General features: G+C 71.7%; 15 protein-coding genes. 8 read left to right on the forward strand and 7 right to left on the reverse strand.

Going from position 1 to position 20,899, the window contains the following annotated elements; genetic code table 11:
* The first annotated feature begins 25 nt into the window (after positions 1-25).
* From mycP (ACWCV9_RS04515) to ACWCV9_RS04530, 4 genes are all read left to right on the forward strand, one after another.
* Entirely contained in the window at positions 26-1,396 is a 1,371-nt protein-coding gene (mycP, locus tag ACWCV9_RS04515) for a type VII secretion-associated serine protease mycosin (RefSeq protein WP_450784257.1), read from the forward strand.
* A 58-nt stretch (positions 1,397-1,454) separates the two neighbouring features.
* On the forward strand, positions 1,455-1,898 hold the full coding sequence (locus ACWCV9_RS04520; RefSeq protein ID WP_450784258.1) for a hypothetical protein: 444 nt from the start codon (positions 1,455-1,457) through the stop codon (positions 1,896-1,898).
* Between the two features lie 2 nt (positions 1,899-1,900).
* Complete coding sequence (locus ACWCV9_RS04525; protein WP_450784259.1) at positions 1,901-3,682, forward strand: alpha/beta hydrolase; 1,782 nt, start codon at positions 1,901-1,903, stop codon at positions 3,680-3,682.
* A 101-nt stretch (positions 3,683-3,783) separates the two neighbouring features.
* Complete coding sequence (locus tag ACWCV9_RS04530; RefSeq protein ID WP_450784260.1) at positions 3,784-4,260, forward strand: hypothetical protein; 477 nt, start codon at positions 3,784-3,786, stop codon at positions 4,258-4,260.
* A 64-nt stretch (positions 4,261-4,324) separates the two neighbouring features.
* Here the strand turns inward: ACWCV9_RS04530 and ACWCV9_RS04535 are convergent, their stop codons facing one another.
* Positions 4,325-4,636 (reverse strand): WXG100 family type VII secretion target, encoded by a 312-nt coding sequence (locus ACWCV9_RS04535; RefSeq protein WP_450784261.1) that lies wholly within the window; start codon positions 4,634-4,636, stop codon positions 4,325-4,327.
* A 24-nt stretch (positions 4,637-4,660) separates the two neighbouring features.
* A complete protein-coding gene (locus ACWCV9_RS04540; RefSeq protein WP_385839594.1) occupies positions 4,661-5,017 on the reverse strand; it encodes a WXG100 family type VII secretion target in 357 nt (118 codons plus the stop codon).
* Positions 5,018-5,301: 284 nt separating this feature from the next.
* Between ACWCV9_RS04540 and ACWCV9_RS04545 the strand changes: the two genes are divergently transcribed.
* Complete coding sequence (locus ACWCV9_RS04545; RefSeq protein WP_450784262.1) at positions 5,302-5,619, forward strand: DUF397 domain-containing protein; 318 nt, start codon at positions 5,302-5,304, stop codon at positions 5,617-5,619.
* An 88-nt stretch (positions 5,620-5,707) separates the two neighbouring features.
* On the opposite strand, the gene ACWCV9_RS04550 is transcribed toward ACWCV9_RS04545, so the two are convergent.
* From ACWCV9_RS04550 to eccB, 3 genes are read right to left on the reverse strand one after another with little or no spacing between them, the layout of a single operon-like run.
* Positions 5,708-7,180: an outer membrane protein assembly factor BamB family protein gene (locus tag ACWCV9_RS04550; protein ID WP_450784263.1), complete on the reverse strand. Its 1,473-nt coding sequence runs from the start codon at positions 7,178-7,180 to the stop codon at positions 5,708-5,710.
* Between the two features lie 20 nt (positions 7,181-7,200).
* Positions 7,201-8,463: a type VII secretion-associated serine protease mycosin gene (gene mycP, locus ACWCV9_RS04555; protein WP_450784264.1), complete on the reverse strand. Its 1,263-nt coding sequence runs from the start codon at positions 8,461-8,463 to the stop codon at positions 7,201-7,203.
* Between the two features lie 17 nt (positions 8,464-8,480).
* A complete protein-coding gene (eccB, locus tag ACWCV9_RS04560; RefSeq protein ID WP_450784265.1) occupies positions 8,481-10,007 on the reverse strand; it encodes a type VII secretion protein EccB in 1,527 nt (508 codons plus the stop codon).
* Positions 10,008-10,192: 185 nt separating this feature from the next.
* Between eccB and eccE the strand changes: the two genes are divergently transcribed.
* From eccE to ACWCV9_RS04575, 3 genes are all read left to right on the forward strand, one after another.
* Positions 10,193-11,530, forward strand: a complete 1,338-nt coding sequence (gene eccE, locus ACWCV9_RS04565) for a type VII secretion protein EccE (protein ID WP_450784266.1) — start codon at positions 10,193-10,195, stop codon at positions 11,528-11,530.
* Entirely contained in the window at positions 11,527-12,303 is a 777-nt protein-coding gene (locus ACWCV9_RS04570; RefSeq protein WP_450784267.1) for a hypothetical protein, read from the forward strand. The genes eccE and ACWCV9_RS04570 overlap by 4 nt, the downstream gene beginning before the upstream one ends.
* 345 nt (positions 12,304-12,648) lie before the next feature.
* A complete protein-coding gene (locus tag ACWCV9_RS04575; RefSeq protein WP_450784268.1) occupies positions 12,649-15,888 on the forward strand; it encodes an SCO5717 family growth-regulating ATPase in 3,240 nt (1,079 codons plus the stop codon).
* Positions 15,889-15,961: 73 nt separating this feature from the next.
* On the opposite strand, the gene ACWCV9_RS04580 is transcribed toward ACWCV9_RS04575, so the two are convergent.
* On the reverse strand, positions 15,962-16,909 hold the full coding sequence (locus tag ACWCV9_RS04580; RefSeq protein WP_450784269.1) for a bifunctional riboflavin kinase/FAD synthetase: 948 nt from the start codon (positions 16,907-16,909) through the stop codon (positions 15,962-15,964).
* 182 nt (positions 16,910-17,091) lie between these two features.
* On the reverse strand, positions 17,092-20,748 hold the full coding sequence (locus ACWCV9_RS04585) for a trypsin-like peptidase domain-containing protein (protein WP_450784270.1): 3,657 nt from the start codon (positions 20,746-20,748) through the stop codon (positions 17,092-17,094).
* Positions 20,749-20,899: the final 151 nt, after the last annotated feature.

The following is a 20,899-nucleotide window of genomic DNA, read 5'->3' on the forward strand; positions in this document are numbered from 1 at the left end:
GGTCACATCCAGTCCAGGAAGGCATATGCGTACCAGCAGGAAGCTGACACTCCGCCCGTTGCCCACTGCGTCGGCTGTTCTCGGCCTACTGCTTCTCGGCGTGGGTGCCACCCCCGCCTACGCGGATTCCGTCCGGGCTCGTCAATGGCACCTCGATGCCATGCACGCCGAAGAGATGTGGAAGGTCAGCAGAGGACACGGCATCACCGTGGCCGTCATCGACTCCGGCGTCGACGACACTCTGGCCGATCTCAAAGGCCAGGTTCTGGAGGGCAAGGACTACTCCAGCCAGCGCGGCGACGAACACACCGACATCGACGGCCATGGAACAGCAATTGCTGCTCTTATCGCGGCTACCGGGGCACGAGGACCGGTCACCGGATCGTACGGCCTCGCTCCTGAAGCCAAGATTCTTCCCATCCGCATGCGCTATGCCGTCGAGGACGACGGGAAGGACCACAAGGCCGAGTTCTCCCACATCCTCAGTAAGGCAATTCGCTACGCGGCAGACAGTCAGGCCGAGATCATCAACATGTCACTGGGCAACTCCAACACACCAGGCAGGCAGGACGTTGAGACTCCGGAACTGATGTCAGCTGTAAAGTATGCCCTTTCGAAGGATAAATTGCTCTTCGCTGCTGTCGGCAACAGCGGAGACAAATCCAACTTGCTCGCCTATCCAGCCGCCACCCCGGGTGTCGTGGGCATCGGGGCCGCCGATCAGAACGGCAAGGTGGCTAAGTTTTCTCAGCACGGCCCTCAGGTCGACCTCGTAGCCCCGGGCACCAACATGGTGCATGCCTGTCCCGGTGCCACCGAGATCTGCAATTCGCAGGGAACCAGCGACGCGACCGCCATCGCCTCCGCCTCAGCAGCCCTCATCTGGTCCAAGCACCCCACCTGGACCAACAACCAGGTCCTCCGGGTCATGCTGAACACCGCCGTCAAGCCGGCCGGCGGAGAGAAGCGGAGCGACTACGTCGGCTATGGCGGTGTACGGCCCCGGATTGCCCTGACGAATCCGGGCGACCCCGGCCCTGCCGACACGTACCCGCTCCCTGACCTGGCGACCGCGTCTCCCTCCCCCAAAACATCTGGCTCAGCAAGCTCGGCCGGCTCTGGCCGGAACGACAGCCGGTCCCCAGCCGCTGCCGCCAAGACGAGCGACGACAGCAGCACCTCGCTGTGGATAGGGCTGGGAATCGCCGCCGCTGTCGTTGTCGGGACCGCTGTCGCCATCCCCGCCGTCCGTGCGCACCGACGCCGCACGCGCCGCAGTCCGGCCGTCACCCCGACGCCTCCCGCCCACCCCCCGACGTACTCGCCCTCCCCGTACCAGTCGTCCGCGCCGCAGGCCCCCAGCCAACCGCCGCACAAGCCCGGGCAGCCTGGCTGATCGCGTCTCCACCGGCCGCGAACCGACCGTCCGCAGCGATTCAATGAGTGAGGTCTTTGTGACGTTCGAAGAACAGTGGGCGTCCGCGCGCACCCACGCAGCCGCCAAGCCAAGTCCCCCGGACGCAGCCGACATGACCCTCGCCTCCGCCGACTCCGGCAGCGGAGGCGGGGGAGGCGCGCTGGTCTACCTGCGATATCCGTGGACCAACGGAGCCACGATCCTGGGCGAGTTGAGAACCACGACGAACTCCTCGGTGACACAGCTGACGGAGGCGAAGGCCGGAGAGACCGCGCGCATCGAGGGGCTGGCTTCCATTCAGGCTTTGAGCACCGTCCGGGACAGTTGGCACCGTCGCCTCACGGCGGTTCGCGACGAGTGCGAGCACCTGGAGCCGGCCATGCGCCAGGCCGCCAAGGACCACGGGGAGAACGAAGCGAGGATCAAGGCTGCCATCGAAGCCGAGAAGAATCTCTCCAAGCGTTTCGAGGCGGACCACTAGTCATGATCACTCTCGGCCAGCTTCGCGATCTCAAGTTGTCCCAGCTTACGGACGAAGCGCATGCTTGGACCGCCATCAGTAATCGAGCCTACGCCTCACGGGACAGGGTCACGAACGAGATCTGCGCGGATCTGTCGGAGACCCAGGTGGGTGACGCCTCGTTCTGGGCCATTGTGCGGCTCGGCCGGCTCAGCAACAATTACCAGTACGTTTACACCGAATGTGGACTGGTCGCCGCAGCTCTGACCGGCCTGGCCGAGGAGCTGGCTCCTCTACAGCGGAAGCTGCTGAGCGCCCTGGAGGACGCCAAGCACGCGGGTTTCCAAGTCAACGATGACGGGTCTGTTCGCTATCCGGAAGCGAGTTCCGACGACACGTTTCTGCCAGGTGGCGCAGTCACTGGAAACAGCGGGTTCTTCAGCAGGGCCATGGGAGTGGCGGAGACGGCCACAAACCCGAACCCTCATGCCATGGTCGCCCAGGGCATCGCAGACACCATTGCCAGCGCCCTCTCCGAGGCCGCCCAGATCGACGATCAGTACGCGAAAGCCCTCCGCCGCCTCCAGGCGGCGGAGGGGCTCGATGTAACCGACTCGACGTGGGCCGACGTCAGTGGTGACGCAGCTGCCGTGCACGGTGCGGCGGATGATGTCCTGAAGCGAAACATCCCCACCGACAAATCGCCGGCAGAGCGCAAGAAATGGTGGAACAGTCTCAGTCCGGAGGAGCAGAGGGAATACCTGGCCGTCTACCCCGACACGATCGGCAACCTCGACGGCATTCCTTCCTTGGCCCGTGATCAGGCCAATCGCCTGTATCTTCCGCAGCTCATGGGAAAGCTGGAGGAACAGGGCGACGATGCCTCCATGACCAAACTCGACGGTCTTCGAAAAATCGACGAACAGCTCAGATCTGGAGGCCAGCCTCCCATGCTGCTCCTCGGCGTCGGAGATCAAGGCAACGGGCGCGCGATCATATCCTTCGGTGATCCGGACACGTCACAGAACGTCTCTGCCTATGTGCCTGGTCTGGGTACTTCGCTTGACGCGGATTTCGCAGACGGCACAGTGAAGCGGGCCAGGAATACGGCCGTAGGAGCGCGGGAAATCAATCCTTCCAGCGCATCGATCGTGTGGCTCGGATACGACGCTCCCCAGGGCGCGGACGTCGCCAGCACCGCCGATGCTGAAAGAGGAGCACCCGCCTATCAGAAGTTCATGAGCGGCCTGGCTGCCACCAACGAGAACGCCAATCCGCACCTCACCGCCATCGGGCATTCATACGGCTCGCTGACTGTCGGAACAGCGACTCAGCAACCGGGCGGAATGCCGGATGTAGACGACTACATCCTGGTAGGCAGCCCGGGCGTGGGCGTGGACCATGCCGAGGACCTGGGCGTGGGCAAGCAGCACGTCTTCGTCGGCGCGGCAGACAACGACCTCGTCAGCAAGGCTCCTTCAAAGAGTGCGGTCGTGGGTGGATTCCTCGGAGGCACCGTCGGGTTCGTCACGGGCGGGCCGGGCGGCGCGCTGGAAGGTGCCGGCTTGGGAGCGGAACTGGGCGACCCCGATCACGATGACAACTGGTTCGGTAAGGACCCGGCGAGCGCGGATTTCGGGGCTACGCGCTTCCGAACGGAAGCGGGGCCGAATCCGTTCACCCACTTTACAATGGAAGCCCATTCCAACTACTTCAACCCCGTGAAGGACCAGATGTCCGCCGACAGTATCGCCAACATCGTCGCCGGTAATCCTGGTGGGATCACTCCGGAGGCACGTCGATGAAAACGCGACTCGTCCTGGCTGCGGCGCTTCTCGCGCTCACTACAGCGTGCGGGCTGGTCGGAGGGGAGAGCGGGTCAGACGAAGGGAACGCGGCGTCAGATATGAACATGCAAGAAGCGGCGGAGCATGCCGACAATCTCCTTGCGGGCACCCTGGATGCGATCAAACCGCCGGTGAAGTGGGCGCATGGGATCTCCACGGACATCAGCTGCACGGTGTCCAGGAGGATCTCCGTGACGACCGTCATCTCCTCCGAGCGGCGGGGGAACTTCCTAGGTGTCGTGGAGCAGTACTGGAAGAAAAAGGGGTTCACCTATCGCGGCTCCAATAACAGCAAGGAGACTCCCGCGACATACTTCCTGACGCCGGACAATTTCCAGATTCGTCTGCTTTTCGGGTACCAGGGGCAGGCACACTTCGAAGTGACCACTCCGTGCGTGGAGAAGTCCGACGTCGCACCGCCGAAGCCGAGGCCCGGTGCGCCGACGTACGACGGCTCGGAGCCGCCGTTGCCCAGCGAGCACTCCGACTTCTGGTCCGCGACGTCTCCTGTCCCAGGAACTTCTTCGTCGGGTTGACCAGGGGCAGAAGAGAGAGGGAGGCAGCGCAAGCCGCGCTGCCTCCCTCTTGCGTGGGACGGGCTCAGCCCATCAGCATGCGGAAGCGGGCCGCGTTGCCCTTGTCCGTGTCCTGGTAGCCGATGACCGACTCGTCCAGGAGCTGGGCGACGCGGGCCAGCTTCTCCGTCATGGCGGCCATTTCCTGGGCGTTGCTGCGCTGGATCTCGCCGAAGGCCGTCTTGGCCTCGCCTTCCCAGCTCTCGGCCTTGACCTTGACGGCGCGCATCAGGGCCTCGAGGTGTTCGCTGAGGTTCTTCGCCGTGTTGCGGACGTCGTTCGCGGCCTGGGTGACGGTGTCGTAGTTGACCGCTGTCCGGTCGAAGCTACTCGACATGTTCTTCGTTTCCTTTCCAGCGGTTCAGGAGTAGTTGACGCCGACCTGGCCGAGGATCTTGCTCTGGATGTCCCCGGAGTTGTCCACCTTGCGGATCTCGGAGATTCGCTCCTGCTCATGCGCGCTGAACTTGTTGGTGCTCATGCGCACGATCTCCTCCAGGTCCGACAGGTTGTCCTGGAGCTTCCTCAGGTTCTGGTTGATGCCCCGTTGCAGGGAGTCGAACTCCTTGCCGGCTGCACCCTGCCACCCCGCCTGGACCATGTCGACGACCTGGTTCAGGGAACCGATCCGCTTGCTCAGTTCGACGTTGAAGGAGTCGATGTCCTTGGCCAGTTCTGTAATGCTGTCGTGGCTGAAGTCGAACTGCGGCTTCGTCATCGCCTCTTGCCCCTCCTGTTGTCCTGATCGTGGCGACAGCCACCGGGCCGGGTCTGCGAGGAATCCCTGAGGTGCCCGCCCGTGGGCAAGAGGTGCCACCGCTCCCCGCGTGCACGGACGCGGGAGCAACACCGCGCCGCCCCCGTGACGTACCACTGACGTAGTACCGGAAGCCACTCTAGTCATTTGATGTGTCGCTTCCAACTGCAAAGGACACCGGCCTGAGTTCGGCTGAGACTACGCTGGTCGGTGGATTGTCGGTACGTGGGAAAGGTCGCTGCGGCATGGCTGAGACTGCTGAGGAGATCAAGGCTCGCAAAGAGCGCGAGCGGGACGAGCTGTACTCGCTCGACATCTCCGGCGTCGAGTGGCACTGCGCTCCGGGTACGGAGGAGCACGAGGAGCGCGTCGAGATCGCTTATCTCCCCGAGGGTGCCGTCGCCATGCGGTCGTCCCTGGATCCGGACACCGTGCTGCGGTACACGGAGGCCGAGTGGCGGGCGTTCGTGCTCGGCGCGCGGGACGGGGAGTTCGACCTGGAGCCGATGGAGCACAACGGTGGGCTCGCAGTCGGGGAGGGGGAGGCCGACAGCAGCCACTGAGGCCGGCTGCCGTTGACGGCAGAAGGTGAGGGGCGGCACGCGTGTGCCGCCCCTCTGTCGTGTCAGTACCGGTTCACACCCGCACCGCTCAGTGCTGCTTCAGGCCCGCGCTGCCCACTCCCAGCGCCGACACCACCGGGTCCTTCGGGTTCTTGTCGTCGCGTTCGAGCATGCGGCGGGCGAAGAAGACCCGACCGTGTTCGTAGACGATGTCCGAGTACTCGGGGTCGCTCAGCTCCCACTCCTCCTCCGGAAGGTGGAAGAAGAGGTACGGCGTCTCCTTGTCCGTCCGGGGGTTCCAGTCGACCACGGCCGCGGGCTGCACGGTGTCCAGGCTGGTGCGGTAGATGATCAGGTCGTCGCCGTTCATGCGGACGGGGATGACCGTCTGGAAGGGGCGGCCCTTGAAGGAGGCGGCGGCGGTGCCCTTCTGGACGTCGAAGGCGGTGATCTTGTTGGCGGGCTTGACGATCTCGCCGCTGTCCTTCGTCATCACGAAGATCCGGTCGCGGCCGACCACCATGCCGTCGCACTTGTCGATGTCGCCGAAGGTCGGGCCGGCGTAGTCGCGTCCACACTTGGGGTCGTAACCGCGCAGCGAGATGGTGGCGAGCGGCTTGCCGCTCTTCGGGTCCAGGGTGATCAGGTCCGTGACGAGGGTGTCTCCCGCCGCGACGGCGAGCACCGGCGGTTCGGCGGAGGGCAGGTAGACGGCCTGGATGCCGCTGCTGACGTTGTACTGCCACAGGATCTTGCCGGTACGGGGGTCGATCTTCTCCGCCCGGTAGGTGGCGGTGGTGGACTCGCCGCAGGTGACGAGGGCCAGCAGGCCCCGGCCGCCGGCGTAGCCCGTGTCATGGCACTGGGAGGTGGACTCGGTGGTGTTCCAGAGCCGCTTGCCGCTGTCCATGTCGTACGCCACGGAGCCGTGGTTCCAGGCGATGGCCACGACCCCCTGGGTCAGGGCGATGTTCGTGTTGGTGACGTAGGCGAAGTCGGCCGCCGGCATCTTCTGCTGCCAGAGCTTCTTGCCGGTGTTGAGGTCGACGGAGAGCACCTCGTTGCAGACGCCGCTCTTGCCGGTCTTGGCGGCCGGGGGCTGGACGACGACCGCGGTGCGGCCGTCGGCGGTGACGTCGCGGCTGACGGCGCAGATGTAGCCGCCGAGGTCGAGGGACCAGGCGGTCTTGCGGTCGTCCGGGTTGGGCTCGATCGTGTAGCCCTGGATGGTGTGGGCGACGGCCTGCGCCAGGACCTTGTCCGTGGCCCAGGTGCCGGGGGCGTACCGCGGCTGGCCGGTGAGTTTGTCCTCGTAGTGGTGGACGACCATCTCGCCCTCGGGCGAGCCGGGCGCCTGTTCCACGGTCGCGCGTATCGCGTCGGGGGCCTGCTGGGCCGGCTTGGCGTCGGTGTGCCCCTTGGGCCGGCCGGACGAGTGGTACCAGTACAGGCCCGCGCCGAGGGCGAGGACGACGGCCACGACGGCGGCGATCGTGCCGACCGTACGTCTGCGGCGTCTGGCCCGCGACTGGTCGGCCTCCAGCGCGGATTGGGTGTACATCGACGAAGGTGGGCCGAAGCTCACGCTGACAGATCCTTTCGATGGCGGCGGCGCAGATCGCGGGCTACTACAGCGGTACCGGCGATGACGGCGACCAGGACGGCGGTGACACCGAGTGCGTAGACGGCGTAGCGCTGGTTGCGCTCCTGCGGGGTCTCCGCGAGGGAGAACGGCGCTACGTCGGGTTCCGGTGCCTTGGACGGGCCGGGGTCGGGGGTCGGGGAGGACGGCGGGTCGCCGCTGTCCGAGTCCTGGACGGCGCGCACCGGGTCGACGACGCCCCAGCCGACGAAGTTGTCGTGGCCGTTGACGGAGCGTTCGGCCGTCTGCTCGATCCGGGTGACGATCTGGGCGGTGGTCCAGTCGGGGTGCTTCTCCTTGAGCAGCGCCGCGACCCCGGCGACGAACGGGGCGGAGAAGCTGGTGCCGTCGTCGGTGCACTGGCCGCCGCCGGGCACGGTGGAGGCGATGTCCACTCCCGGGGCGGCGACCCCGACGAAGGTTCCGGCCTGGGAGAACGGCGCGCGTTCGTTGTTGCGGTCCGAGGCGGCCACGGCCAGGACGCCCGGGAAGGCGGCCGGGTAGGTGTTCTTGGGTCTGCCGTCCACGCCGTCGTTGCCCGCCGACGCGACCACGACCACTTTCCGTGCGATCGCGCGGTGTACGGCCTGGGCGAGGGCGGAGGTGTTGGACAGCGGCTTGGTCGTGTCCTGGGAGATGTTGATGACGTCGGCGCCCCGGGAGACGGCGTAGGTGATGGCCTGGGCCATGGTGTCGGAGTCGCCGCTGTTGTCGGCGTCGTTCTGCCGGATGGGGATGATGGTGGCCTTGGGGGCGAGTCCCACGAAGCCGGTGCCCTTGTGGGGGCGGGCGGCGATGATGCCGGCGACTTTGGTGCCGTGTCCCACCTGGTCGTCGGTGGGGTCGCCGCTCTTGCCCTTGGCCAGGTAGTCGCGGCCGGCCGCCTTGTCCACGGCACCGGCGAGTTGCGGGTTCCTGTCGTCCACGCCGGTGTCGATGACGGCGACCTGTACGCCCTTGCCCTGGTCGGTGCCCTGCCACAGCTGGTCGAGCAGGACGCGTTGCAGCGCCCAGGGCGTGCCCTTGATCTGGTGGGCGGGGAAGGTGCACTCGCCGCTGCCGTCCAGCCGCGGGTGCGGGTGCGGGGCGGGTGGAGCGGTGCCGAGCGCGGTCAGCAGGGCGGCGGCGGTCAGCAGGGTCGCCTTCGTGGGCAGCACGCGTACGGCGCTCCTCTTCGCGTGTCCGTCGTGTCCGTCGGTCATGTCGGGCAGGGGAGGCGTCAGGAACCCTGGGGCTGGCGGGCGCTGTTGGTGTCGAGGCGGGGCCCCTTGGCGAGCAGCTCCGACCAGGCCGCGGGCACCTTGGCGGGCCGGACGTTCTGGTAGCCGAGCTTGACCTGGGCCTCGCTGGGTTCGGGGCTGCCGTCGGAGGTCTTCTTGCCGTTCGCGCCGATGTCCGAGGTACGGCTGTCGCTGTCTCCGTTGGTCTGTACGGCGTACCGGAGTCCGGTGTCGGTGACCAGGAAGAGCGCTCCGGCGCCGGTCTCGGTGCCCTGGATCTGGGTGTAGAGGAGACCGGTGCCGGGGGTGACGTAGGTTCCGGTGCCGTCCGCGGTGATCGCGACGGGGTAGTCCTTGCCGGCCCAGGTGCTGAGGGTGGTGGTGTGGGCGGAGCCGGTGCCGGCGTCGCGCAGCACGCTGCACACGGTGTCGCGTCCGGTGGCGGAGGAGGCGGAGTTGACCTGCTGGGCGCGCGCCTCGGGCCACCTGCCCTGTCCGGCGAACGGGGTGGCGTCGGCCGTGAAGTCCTGGAGGCCGACGGTGCGTGCCTCGCCGTTCATGTCCAGTCCGGCGGTCTGCGGCGAGGAGATGAGCAGCCAGGCCGTGAACTCGCTGATCGGCTGCACCTTGCCGGGCAGGACGACGTAGTACTTGGTGCCGTCGCCGGTCCGGGTGCGCAGCACCATGCCGACCCTGTTCTCGGCCGCCGAGAGCTGGCCGTGCACATGGGCGGGTGTGCCGACCCCCGGGGGCAGTCGCGGGAACCGGATGGGGTCGCCCTGGTGCAGGGTGCCGAGCCATTCCTTGGTGACGAGCTGGGGTTTGCGGGTGCCGACCAGGGCGGTGGTCAGGGCGTCGGTCTCGGTTCCGGTGACGGCGTACGACGTTCCGTGCGCGTCGACGAGGTAGCGGTCGCCGGTGCGGGTCTTGACGTAGAGCACGTCGCCGGCGCCGAGGCGGCCGGGGCCGTCGGTCTTCGGGGCGTCCCGCTGGGCGAGGACGAAGGTGGCCTGCTGGACGGTCTCGCCCTTGCCGCCGGGCTGTTCGCAGACGGCCCACCGTTTGGGCTTGCCGGCCTCGTCGGGCGAGGGGAGCCGGTCGGGGGCGTAGGGGATGCCGAGGATCGGGCCGCGCGGTGGCTTGCCGGAGTCCAGGATGCTGTCACTCACCTGGATGACCTGGTAGTCGGCGCCGTTCATCAGCAGGCGTGCGGAGGCGAGGTTCAGGACCGGGTGCAGCCGGGCGGTCTTGCCCGTCTTCAGTACCACGTAGCGGGTCGTGGACTGCTTGCCGACGATCACCCGGGTGCCGGGGGTGTCCCAGCCGGCGGGAGCGGTGGGCCGGAACATGCCCCAGGCGCCGAACACGGCCAGCGTCAGCGCACCGGCGACCAGGCTGGGCACGATCGCGCGGAGCGGCTTGGGGGCGCCTTCCTCGGATCCGGACGGCGAGGGCTGGAGAAAGGCCGCGAGGGTGCGCCTCTTCGCGAACGTGTAGGCGTTGAGTTCGTCCCGCTGTGATGCCATTGGTGCCTGCTTCTCCCCGTCGTCGCACCGGCGGGCACCCGTCCCGCGCCGCGATGTCAGACCGGCCCCCTACTATGCATGGTGTCCGCGTGAACCGGTGGAGCGGGTAGGGTACCGGGGCCTCGGCTAGGCCCGGACGGGCCGCTCGGACCAGTGAGTTGTGAGTAAAACGGGGGGATGCAGTGATGGCTTCCGGTACTCGGTCGCGATCGCGCGGCCGGTCGGGGACCACCGGCTCCCCGGCGCCCGCCCCCGAGTCCTCCGGCCGGCCGGCCGCGCCGGATCCCGGCACCGCGGCGAGCGGTGCTCCGTCCTTCCGGGCCCGTCCGGGCCGGGCCGGTTCGTTCCGGCTGCAACGGCTCGTACTGCTGGAACTGGCGGTGGCCGTGCTGGTCGTCGGCTGGGCGGTCGCCCCGCTGGCGCTGGCCGTCGCGACGCCGGTGGCGGTGGCGCTGGTCCTGCTCGCCGTGGTCCGCCGCAGGGGCCGCACCCTGCCGGACTGGCTGGCCACGGCACGGGCGCTGAGGGCTCGTCAGCGGCGCGCCGCCAACACCCCCATACCGCCGGGCACGGAGCCCTCCCTGGTGCCCGCGCTGGAGTGCGAGCCCGCGTTGCGCACGTACTCCTACGGCGCGCGTGAGCGGCGGCCGGCCGGGATCGTCGGGGACGGGACCTTTCTCACGGCCGTGCTCCAGGTGGAGGCCGACGCGACCGCGCTGCGGGCCGAGCGGACCCGGCAGCCGCTGCCGCTGGGCCTGGTGCGGGACGCGCTGGAGGTGGACGGCATCCGGCTGGAGTCCGCGCAGATCGTGCAGCACACCCAGCCGGCGCCCGCGCTGCATCTGCCCCAGCAGTCCGTGGCCGTCGCCAACTACGCCCCGCTTCAGCAGCGGACGGGCGCCCCGGCCGTGCGCATCACCTGGATCGCGCTGAAGCTCGACCCCGAACTGTGCGCGGAGGCCGTGGCCGCCCGCGGCGGCGGGCTGCTCGGGGCGCAGAAGTGCGTGGTGCGGACCGCGGACCATCTGGCGAGCCGGCTGACCGGCGCCGGGTTCCGGGCGCGGGTGCTGGACGAGGAGGAGCTGGTCGCCGCGCTCGCCACCTCCGCCTGCGCCAACCCGCTGGTCACCGCCGAGGCCGGGCGCGGTGAGGCCCGGGAGCGGCGCACGGAGGAGTCGGGGCGCAGCTGGCGCTGCGACAACCGGCGGCACACCACGTACTGGGTGCGCAGATGGCCGCAGCTCGGCGGCGCGCGGGGCGGTTCGCTGCCGCAGTTCGTCGCCGAGGTCACGGCGATACCGGCCCTGGCCACCACCTTCAGTCTCACCCTCGCGCGCGGGGAGCGGCAGGAGGTCTCGCTCTGCGGTCATCTGCGGGTGACCGGCCGCAGCGACGACGAACTCGTCGCGGCCCGGCGTGCCCTGGAGGCCGCCGCTCGGCAGGCCGGTGCCGGGCTGTCCCGGCTCGACCGTGAGCAGCTGCCCGGCATGCTGGCCACGCTGCCGCTGGGAGGTGCGCGATGACGACGGTACCGACGAGCGCGGCCACCGAGGGGGCGGCGCCCAAGGTGTCCGGGCTGCGCCGGGCCGGTGAGCGGCTGCGGCACGGCCTCGGACTGCTCGGGCCCCGGCACGGCCGGCACACCCTGTCCGCAGCGCAACTGGACGCGCTGGCCCTGCCGATCGGCGACGACGGTGTGGTGGCCGGGGTCGACAGCGAGGGGCAGCCGGCGGTCCTGGGCATCAACCGGCCGACGCCGTACGACATCGTGCTGATCGGCGGCTTGTGGACCGCGCAGGTGCTGGCGCTGCGCTCGGCGGCCACCGGCGCGCGGGTCGCCGTGGAGACGGGCCGACCGCAGGCCTGGATGCAGATGGTGCACGCCATGGGCGGCGGGCAGAACGGGCTGTCCGTGTACGACGTCGGACGCGTCCCGCCACAGGGCGCCTCCGCCGGTACGCCGGTGCTGGTCGTGCGGGACTGCGGTATGCGGCCGCCCCGCGGGCGGGTGGTGGCCGGGCCCTGGCAGTCGGTGCTGACCCTGCTGCCCTATCTCAGCCCGGTCGCGCCCCGGTTGCTGCGGCAGGCCCGGCTCGCCGGCATCCAGCGGGTGTCGCCGGACGAGGCCACCGAGCTGGGGCGCACCATGGGGCTCAGCCGGACCGAGGTGGAGTCGCTGCCGGCGCTGCCCGACGGCGTCACCCTGTGGTGCACCGACCGTGACCGGCAGTACGTGCTGACGCAACCCACCGACGCCGAGACCGGATTGTTGGGCGGCCCGCGCCGGATGGACTGAACTGCCCTTACCTGCCCTATTTGTTATCCAGCCGCGCCTTTCCGGTTCGTCACATCTCTTCCGTTTACTCCCTGCTTTCGACGGTAAAACGCCGGGCGGATGCGGGGATTCGGGGTGCGTCGCAGCCCCGTCGGCGTGCGCCGAGAGGTGGGCGGGCCTGCCGAGGTGTGGCGTGCGGTGATTAGGCTGGGAGCGGGCGCGATGGCAGGAACCGTGGGCCGGGCGTCGGTGTCCCAGGGGGTGAGCCGTGGATCGGACTGCCTCGACGACTACGGACGATTCGGAACGACACGACAGGGTCGCCCCCGCACGGCATGAGGGTGCTCGACCACACCAGGAGGAACTGTGAGCAGCGATCGGGACGGGATGCGCGGGGGCTGGGCCACACCCGGCGATGACCAGCCCGACGCAGAGGCCGTCGAGACCACCGGCGAGTTCACCATCGACTACGCCCCGCCCGCCTGGTACACCCAGAACGCGGCCGGTACGGCGGCCGGTCCAGGTGGTGCGCCGGGCGCGGGCGGCTTCACCGGGGCGAACGGCCCGGGCGCTCCGGGTGAGCCCGGTGCCCCGGGGGCGCCCGGCATGCCGCCGTTCCCGCCGGGCGCGCCCGTCGCCGGGCCGACCCCGCCGCCCGCGGCGCCGTTCGGCCCGCCGCAGGGCGGGCCGTACGCTCCGCCGCCCCCGCCCGCTCCGGTGCCGGGTGCGCCCTTCACTCCGCCCGCCATGCCCACGCCACCCGCGCCGCCCGCGCCGCCGGTCGGGGAAGCGGTCCCGATGCCGAAGCTGCCCGAGGGCTTCGAACCCCAGCAGCCGGTGCAGCCCCAGAGTGTGCAGCCTCAGCCTCCGGTTGCGCAGTCGGCCGAGCAGGGTGGGCAGCAGGGGTCGTCCGAGGTGCCGGCCGCGTCCCCCGTGGCCGAGCCGGAGACGAACAACGGCGACCTGGAGAGCGGGGCCACCATCCGCTTCTCCTCCGCCGCGCTGAAGCGTGAGATGGCCGAGATCGCCGCGCGCGCGGCCGCCCTCCAGGCGGATGCCTCCGGCGGCCAGGGCGACGAGGCCGCTCCCGCGGGTACGGAGGAGGCCCAGGCCGAGGGCGGCTCCGCGCCGGAAGCCGAGAACGGCGGGGAGACCGAGGCGGAGGACGCTGCTGACGCCGAGGCGGAGGGCTCCGCCGAGGGTGGGGCGGAGGGCTCCGCCGAGGAGCAGGAGGCCGCCGCGGGCGACACCGACGCCGACACCGCCACTGATACCGACGCCGTGGCCGAGGCTCAGGAGCCTGCCCCGGCGCCGGTCTCCATCGAGAAGGCGGCACCGGAGGCTCCGCAGGCCGACGCTCCGGAGTCCGAGGAGACTCCCGCCGCCGAGCCGCCGGCAGCGGACGCGCACACCTCCGAGCCCACCGATGCCGTGCCGCCGCAGGCCGATGCCGCACCGCAGCCCACGGATGCCGTGCCCCAGAACAGCGCGCCCGAGCCCGGCGCCCCCGAGACCGGTGCCCCGCAGGACGCGGTGCCGCCCGCGCCCCCGGCCCCGCAGGACGCCGTACCCACGGCCGACGCCCCGCAGGACGCCGTACCCGCCGCTCCCCCCGCCCCGCAGGACGCCCAGTCCGCGTGGGCTCCGCCGCCGGCGCCGCAGAGCGGGGTGCCTCCGCTGCCGCCGTCGTACCAGCCGGCCGCCCCGGCCCCGGCTGCCCACTGGCCCGCGCAGCCCGCCGCACCGCAGCCCGCCACCCCGCAGCAGCCCGTGCCGCAGCAGCCCACGCCCCAGCCGCAGGCTCCGGTGGCGGGTCCGATGCCGGGTCAGCCGCAGCCGCAGCCGGCCGCCGCGCAGGGGCCGTTCGGCGTCCCCGGCCAGCAGCCGCCGTTCCAGCCGCAGGCGCCGCAGCCCGCACCCGCGCCCTGGGCCCAGCCCGGTCAGCCGAACCAGCCCCACCCGGCCGGTGCGCCCATGCCTCCTGCCGCCGCGCAGGGCGGTTACGGTTTCCCGCCTGGGCCGCCGGCGCCGCAGCCCGCCCCCAACGACCCGAGCGCCCAGGGCGGCTACGGCTTCCCGCCCGCCCCTCCGGCGCCCCAGCCCGCCCCCAACGACCCGAGCGCCCAGGGCGGTTACGGCTTCCCGCCGGCACCCCCGGCGCCCCAGCCCCAGCCCCAGCCCCAGCCCCAGCCGAACGACCCGAACGCCCAGGGCGGTTACGGCTTCCCGGCCGCCCCGCAGCAGCCGAACCCGCAGCAGCCCGCTCCGGCCCCCGGCCCGGGACCGGTCGATCCGCGTTCCGGTGCCGCATGGCCCCAGCCCATCCAGCACGACCAGCGGCAGATGGCCAACCCCGATGCGGCGCCGCTCGGTTACACCGCCGCCGTCGAGCTGTCCTCGGACCGGCTGCTCAACAACAAGCGGCAGAAGGCGAAGAGCAGCCGGCCGGCCGCCGCCTCCTCGCGGTTCAAGCTGGGCGGCAAGAAGGAGGAGGCGGAGCGACAGCGGAAGCTGGAGCTGATGCGTACCCCGGTGCTGTCCTGCTACCGGATCGCGGTCATCAGCCTCAAGGGCGGCGTCGGCAAGACGACCACGACCATGGCGCTCGGCTCCACCCTCGCCTCCGAGCGGCAGGACAAGATCCTGGCGATCGACGCGAACCCGGACGCCGGTACGCTCGGGCGGCGCGTGCGCCGGGAGACCGGGGCCACCATCCGCGACCTCGTCCAGGCGATTCCGTATCTGAACTCGTACATGGACATCCGCCGGTTCACCTCCCAGGCGCCCTCCGGTCTGGAGATCATCGCCAACGACGTGGACCCGGCCGTCTCGACCACGTTCAACGACGAGGACTACCGGCGCGCGATCGACGTGCTGGGCCGGCAGTACCCGGTCATCCTGACCGACTCCGGCACCGGTCTGCTGTACAGCGCCATGCGCGGGGTGCTCGACCTCGCCGACCAGCTGATCATCATCTCCACCCCGTCCGTGGACGGCGCGAGCAGTGCCAGTACGACGCTGGACTGGCTGTCCGCGCACGGGTACGCGGATCTGGTGTCCCGGTCGCTCACGGTGATCTCCGGGGTCCGCGAGACCGGCAAGATGATCAAGGTCGAGGACATCGTGTCCCACTTCGAGACCCGCACCCGCGGAGTCGTGGTCGTGCCCTTCGACGAGCATCTGGCCGCCGGTGCCGAGGTCGACCTCGACATGATGCGGCCGCGGACCCGCGAGGCGTACTTCAACCTGGCCGCGATGATCGCGGAGGACTTCGTACGGCACCAGCAGTCGCACGGGCTGTGGACCAGCGACGGCAACCCGCCGCCGGTGGCCGCCCCGCCGATGCCGGGCCAGCAGATGCCGGGTCAGCCGGTGCCCGGCCAGCCCGTGCCCGGGCAGCCGTACCCCCAGGCGCCCGGCCAGGAGCTGTACACCGGGCCGCCGCAGCCCTATCCGGCACAGCCCGCACAGCCGGGCCAGCAGCAGCCTGGCCAGCCGTATCCGCAGGCCGCTCCGGGCCAGCAGCAGCCCTACCCGCCGCAGGCCCAGGCCCCCGGTCAGCCGTACCCGCCGCAGCAGGGCTACGGGCAGCCGCCGCAGCAGTAGGGGCAGCGGGGTACGACACAGGCGGCCGGTGCGTTTCGTACGCACCGGCCGCCTGTGTATGTCCGGGGGTGACTCAGCCCTCCGCGGCCACGATCTCCCGGCAGCGCTCCACATCCGCGGCCATCTGCTCCAGCAGGGCCTCCAGCGAGTCGAACTTGGCCTGGCCACGGACGTAGGCGAGGAAGTCGACGGCGACGTGCAGGCCGTACAGGTCGAGGCCGACGCGGTCGATGGCGTACGCCTCCACCGTGCGCTCGGTGCCGTCGAACTGCGGGTTGGTGCCGACGGAGATCGCGGCCGGCATGACCTCGCCCTGGGCGTGCAGATAGCCGGCGTACACGCCGTCGGCGGGGATCGCGGTGTGCGGCAGCGTCTCCACGTTGGCCGTGGGGAAGCCCAGTTCGCGGCCGCGCTGGGCACCGCGCACGACGACGCCCTCCACGCGGTGCGGGCGGCCCAGGATCTCGCGGGCGCCGTGCATGTCGCCCGCGGCGACCAGGCGGCGGGTCAGCGTCGAGGAGAACGGCTCGCCGCCGCCCGCCTCACCGGAGACGTACAGATCGACGACGTCGACCTCGAAGTCGTAGACCTTGCCCTGCTCGGCGAGGAACTCGACGTTCCCGGCGGCCTTGTGGCCGAAGCGGAAGTTGGGGCCCTCCACGACCGCCCTGGCGTGCAACTTGTCCACCAGGACCTTCACCACGAAATCGGCGGGCGAGAGTTTCGAGAACTCGGTGGTGAAGGGGAGGATCAGGACGGCGTCGACGCCCAGTTCGCCCATCAGCTCGGCGCGCCGGTGGTGCGGGGCGAGCAGCGGCGGGTGGCTGCCGGGGCGGACGACCTCGCTGGGGTGCGGGTCGAAGGTGACCACCACGGCGGGGACGCCCAGCTCGCGCGCGCGGTCGACGGCATGCTTGATGATCAGCTGGTGGCCGCGGTGGACGCCGTCGTAGGAACCGATGGTGACGACGCTGCGCCCCCAGTCCTGGGGGATGTCCTCCAAGCCACGCCAGCGCTGCACTGTGACCGCTCCTCGAACCCGTGTCCGTATTGACTCTCAAGACTTGCGCAGGTCTAAGGGTGCCATGCCGGGTGCCCGGGACTCGCATCGGCATCAGGGCTGTGACGGGGCGCACGTTCACCCGGGCCCCGGACCGCTGCTCCGTGCACACCGGTACGCACAGGCGCCCACCGGCCGCCCGCTCACGCCGGTACGCGCACGCCCGCCAGGTTCTCCAGCATGCGGCGGGCGCTGGGGCCCACCACGGCGGCCCAGTCGTCGGGGGTGTCGGTCAGCCAGCCGGTCACCAGGGCGGCGAAACCGGGGACATGGCGGCCGAGGTCGACCAGGCTCCGGTCGAAGCGGGTGGCGCCCTCGGGGGTGCGGACGAGGAGCAGGCCCGTGCGGTGGACCAGGCCGCGGGCCTGCGCCTCCGCCTCCGGGCCGCCGCGGTGCTCGGCGGCCGCGTGCAGGACGGCGACCAGGACGGAGGGGTCCCGTTCCTGGGCGAGGAGGGCCTCCAGGAGTTCGCGGCGCAGCGGGCGGGAAGCGGGGGCGCCGGGCGCGGCGAGCACGGTGGCGAGGGCGGCGCGGAGCGGCTCGGGGCCGTCGTCGAGAAGGCCGGTGACCAGGGGCAGCAGCACCGGGCGGGCGGTGGGGCCCTCGGTCAGCCTGCGGTCGACGCGGGCGGCGACCCGGCCCGCGGTCTCCGGGCGCCGCCGCACCGCCTCCTGGACCAGGGGTGCGACCCGGCGGGCGAGGGCCGGGGTGGTGGCCTCGGCGACGAGGGCGGCCAGCGTGGTCAGGGACGCCTCCGCGTCCGGGCCGCACAGCCGGGCGCGGAAGGCCTCCAGGACCGGCTCCGGGTGGGTGCTGAGGGCCGGGAACAGGGCGGAGGGCGGGAGGTGCGGATCGCCGTCGGCGAAGTGGCGCAGCGCCTCGGGCAGGTGTGCCTCGCGGGTGTGCGGGTCGTGGACGAGCAGGGCGAGGGCACCGGCGTGCAGGCCGCTGACGTCGGGGCGGGCGAGCAGGGCGAGGGCGGCGTGCCGCAGCAGCTCGCGATCGGCCGCCGAGCGGGCGTGGGGGGCGACGCGCGGCCCGTGGGCCACCGCCGCGGCCCGGCGGGCGGGGCGCTCGTCGCGCGCCCAGCGGCCGACGGCCCGGCAGACGGCCGTGGGCTCCTCCTCGGCGAGCACGGTGAGCAGTTCGTCGGCGCGCCGGTGCCCGCTCGCCACCAGCGCGTCGACGAGTTCGTCCAGGGCGCCGTGCCGGTGGGTGTGCAGCAGCGCCTGGGCGGCGGTGGCCACGGTGGCGTGCGGCGTCGCGGGCAGCGGCCGCTCGTCCTCGAACCAGCGGGTCAGCTCCGGTTGTACGGCGCCGGGTGCGGCGGCGAGCAGCCGGGCGACGGCGTCGAGGTAGCGCGCCTCGGGAGCGGCGGGAGCACAGGGGCGCTCGTCGGCCCCGGACCGGCGCTCGACGTCGGGGTCGGGCGGAGGCGGATCGGCGAGGACGAGCCGCCGCAGCAGGTCGAGGCGGGCGGCCACCGGAAGGGGCAGGGCGGTCCAGAAGGCGGGGCCGAACTCCCCCGGGACGGGCCGCCGTTCACCGCGCCAGGCGACGACCCGGTCGGCGAGCAGGCGCAGCACCTCGGTGTACGGCGCCGCGTCCGGCACCTGGAGCAGGGTCCGGGCGAGCAGCCGGGCGGCCCACCAGGAGCCGTTGTCGCGATCACGCGGCGGAGCGGACGGTTCCCGGGAGAGGTCCGGAGCGGTGGGCAGGCTGAGATCCAGGGAGTCGATCAACTCCCTGAGGCAGAACCCGAGTCGGCGGGTGCCGTGCTGTCGGGCCAGAAGCAGCAGCGCCTGCACGACGGGGCCGACGCGGTGGTGCGGTACGGGCACCGGGTGCGCCTCACGGGCGGTACGGGGGCGGTGGACGAGGGCGTACAGGGCCTCGTCCAGGTCGAGGTGCATGCCCTGGATCCAGTCCGCCAGCTCCTCGTCGGCGAAGCGGTAGCCGCCGCCGGCCGGGACGAGCAGCCCCTCGGTGAGGACGGCGGAGGCCCAGCCGGTGCCGCTGCCGAGCCGGGCCGGGGCGGGTCCCCAGGGGAACACCGCCTCGAAGGACTCCCGGTCCAGTTCGCCCTGGCCCGGACCGAGGCTGCGCCGGGCGGCCTCGTGCACCTGTCCGGCGACCCGGGCCGCGAGCCGCCGTACGGCCGTGCCGCGCAGGCCGCTCGCGGCGGCGAGGCGGACCGCGATGCGCAGACACATCAGGTCCAGGTGGGCGGCGAACACCTCGTGCCGGTCGACGGGCCCGGCGTACGGCGCGTCCGGGAGCGCCGCCCGCACCTCGGCGAGCAGCCGCAGGGTGAGCGGGTGCCGGGCGTCCCGGTCGGCCAGTACGCCGTCGGGGATGCCGTACCGGGCGCGCGCCCGACGGGCCTCCTCGGGGGTGAAGTCACCGACTCGCAGGCAGGACGGGAGGGCGGCGTGCGGGGGACGTGCCGGGGGGCACGGAGATTCGGGCGCGGTGGGGGCGGGGTCCCGCGGGGTGTGGAGAAGGTCCGGGGGGAAGCAGGTGGCGGCGCGTTCCCAGTACTCCTCGCGGCAGGCCACCACCAGGCGCGCCCCGGTGCGCCGGAGCCAGTCCGCCGTGCCCCTGGTCCACTCGGGGAGGCGGTGGGCGAGGACGGGCGGCATCTCCTCGGGGCCGTCGAGCAGAAGCAGCAGGGGGCGGCCGGCCCGGGCGGCGAGGTGGGCCAGGTGCTCCGGGGTGATGTCGCCGAGGTCGCCGGGGTGCACGGATCGGGCGGCGGCGACGATCCGGGCGGCCCGCTCCAGGGTGCGGCGGGCCGCGTCGGCCACGGAGTCGTCGGTGTCGTGCAGGTCGGCGCCGCGCAGCCACAGCGTGGGCGCCGGCCGTTCGCCCCGGGTCCGGCGGGCGGCGAGGGCCGCGAGTTCCGTCGTACGGCCGCTGCCCGGGGCGCCGACCAGCCCGAGGACGGCCCGCTCGCCCTCGGCGAAGGCGGCCAGCTCCCGGACGACGGCGGTCCGCTCGATGGCCTCGCCCGTCCCGGTGAGCGCGCCGGGCGGTCCGTCCTGGGCCACGGAGGTGACGGTCAGTTCCAGGATCCCGGCCGGGTTGAGGTCGGTGCCGTAGGCGGGCACGGTGGCCGCGTTGCGGGCGAGCAGCTCGGCGAGGGGGCCGTCGGCGGGTCGCAGAGGGACGGCGAAGCCGGCGTCGCGCTGGGCGGTGTGCAGGGCGGTGCCGAGGACACCGAGGACCGCGTCGGTGCGCGCGTCGAGCACCGGGCCGCCGGCCGCGCCGCCGCCCAGCCGGAGCGCGTCCCGGCCCGCCGTGCCGATGGCCAGCTCCAGGGCGTCCTCGACGAGGTGGAAGCCGTCGGTGGAGGTGTACGTCACCTCGGTGGCGGCCAGCACCCGGGCCTCGCGCCAGCAGCCCGCGGGGATCCGTACATAGGTGCCGGCGTCCACGCGCTCGTGCTGGGTCAGCGGCAGCGGGTCCACGCCCAGGCCTTCGGTGCGGACCAGGGCGAGGTTCCGCTCGGGCAGCGCGGTGACGGCGTCGGGGCCGACCACACAGGTGCGGTCGCCCGCGCCGTGCAGTACCAGCCGGGCGAGGCCGTCGACGGCCTCGTGGCTGGTGAGGAGGGTGCCGTCGTGGTCGGCGAGAAATCCGACCCCGCGCGGCCGGCCGGCGAGGTCACGGATGTGCACGAGGGCACTGTCGTCGGCGCGAGGAGTCCGGGCCGGCGTCGGCACCTCACCCGGCTCACCACCACCGGGGTCCGTGGCCGGGCGGTCGGTGTGGTTGTCCGTGTGTTCCGTTCCCGCCATGGCCGTACCTCCCCGCCCTGCCGCGTGCCCTGGCTCCCGACGGTAGGCGGGCGATGATCGGCGGGACAGATCGCGCGATGAACGCGCCCCCTTCCGCTCCCCCGCTTCACTCCGAGCGCCTGCCCGGACGGGTGAATAGGCGCGGGCCGCT

This window comes from Streptomyces sp. NPDC001606, from assembly GCF_053596835.1.

What these genes read in the sequence shown, in the direction of transcription:
- mycP (WP_450784257.1), top strand. Translation starts at nt 26, where the DNA reads ATGCGTACCAGCAGGAAGCTGACACTCCGCCCGTTGCCCACTGCGTCG.
- ACWCV9_RS04525 (WP_450784259.1), top strand. Translation starts at nt 1,901, where the DNA reads ATGATCACTCTCGGCCAGCTTCGCGATCTCAAGTTGTCCCAGCTTACG.
- ACWCV9_RS04530 (WP_450784260.1), top strand. Translation starts at nt 3,784, where the DNA reads ATGAACATGCAAGAAGCGGCGGAGCATGCCGACAATCTCCTTGCGGGC.
- ACWCV9_RS04535 (WP_450784261.1), bottom strand. Translation starts at nt 4,636, where the DNA reads ATGTCGAGTAGCTTCGACCGGACAGCGGTCAACTACGACACCGTCACC.
- ACWCV9_RS04540 (WP_385839594.1), bottom strand. Translation starts at nt 5,017, where the DNA reads ATGACGAAGCCGCAGTTCGACTTCAGCCACGACAGCATTACAGAACTG.
- ACWCV9_RS04545 (WP_450784262.1), top strand. Translation starts at nt 5,302, where the DNA reads ATGGCTGAGACTGCTGAGGAGATCAAGGCTCGCAAAGAGCGCGAGCGG.
- ACWCV9_RS04550 (WP_450784263.1), bottom strand. Translation starts at nt 7,180, where the DNA reads ATGTACACCCAATCCGCGCTGGAGGCCGACCAGTCGCGGGCCAGACGC.
- mycP (WP_450784264.1), bottom strand. Translation starts at nt 8,463, where the DNA reads ATGACCGACGGACACGACGGACACGCGAAGAGGAGCGCCGTACGCGTG.
- eccB (WP_450784265.1), bottom strand. Translation starts at nt 10,007, where the DNA reads ATGGCATCACAGCGGGACGAACTCAACGCCTACACGTTCGCGAAGAGG.
- eccE (WP_450784266.1), top strand. Translation starts at nt 10,193, where the DNA reads ATGGCTTCCGGTACTCGGTCGCGATCGCGCGGCCGGTCGGGGACCACC.
- ACWCV9_RS04570 (WP_450784267.1), top strand. Translation starts at nt 11,527, where the DNA reads ATGACGACGGTACCGACGAGCGCGGCCACCGAGGGGGCGGCGCCCAAG.
- ACWCV9_RS04585 (WP_450784270.1), bottom strand. Translation starts at nt 20,748, where the DNA reads ATGGCGGGAACGGAACACACGGACAACCACACCGACCGCCCGGCCACG.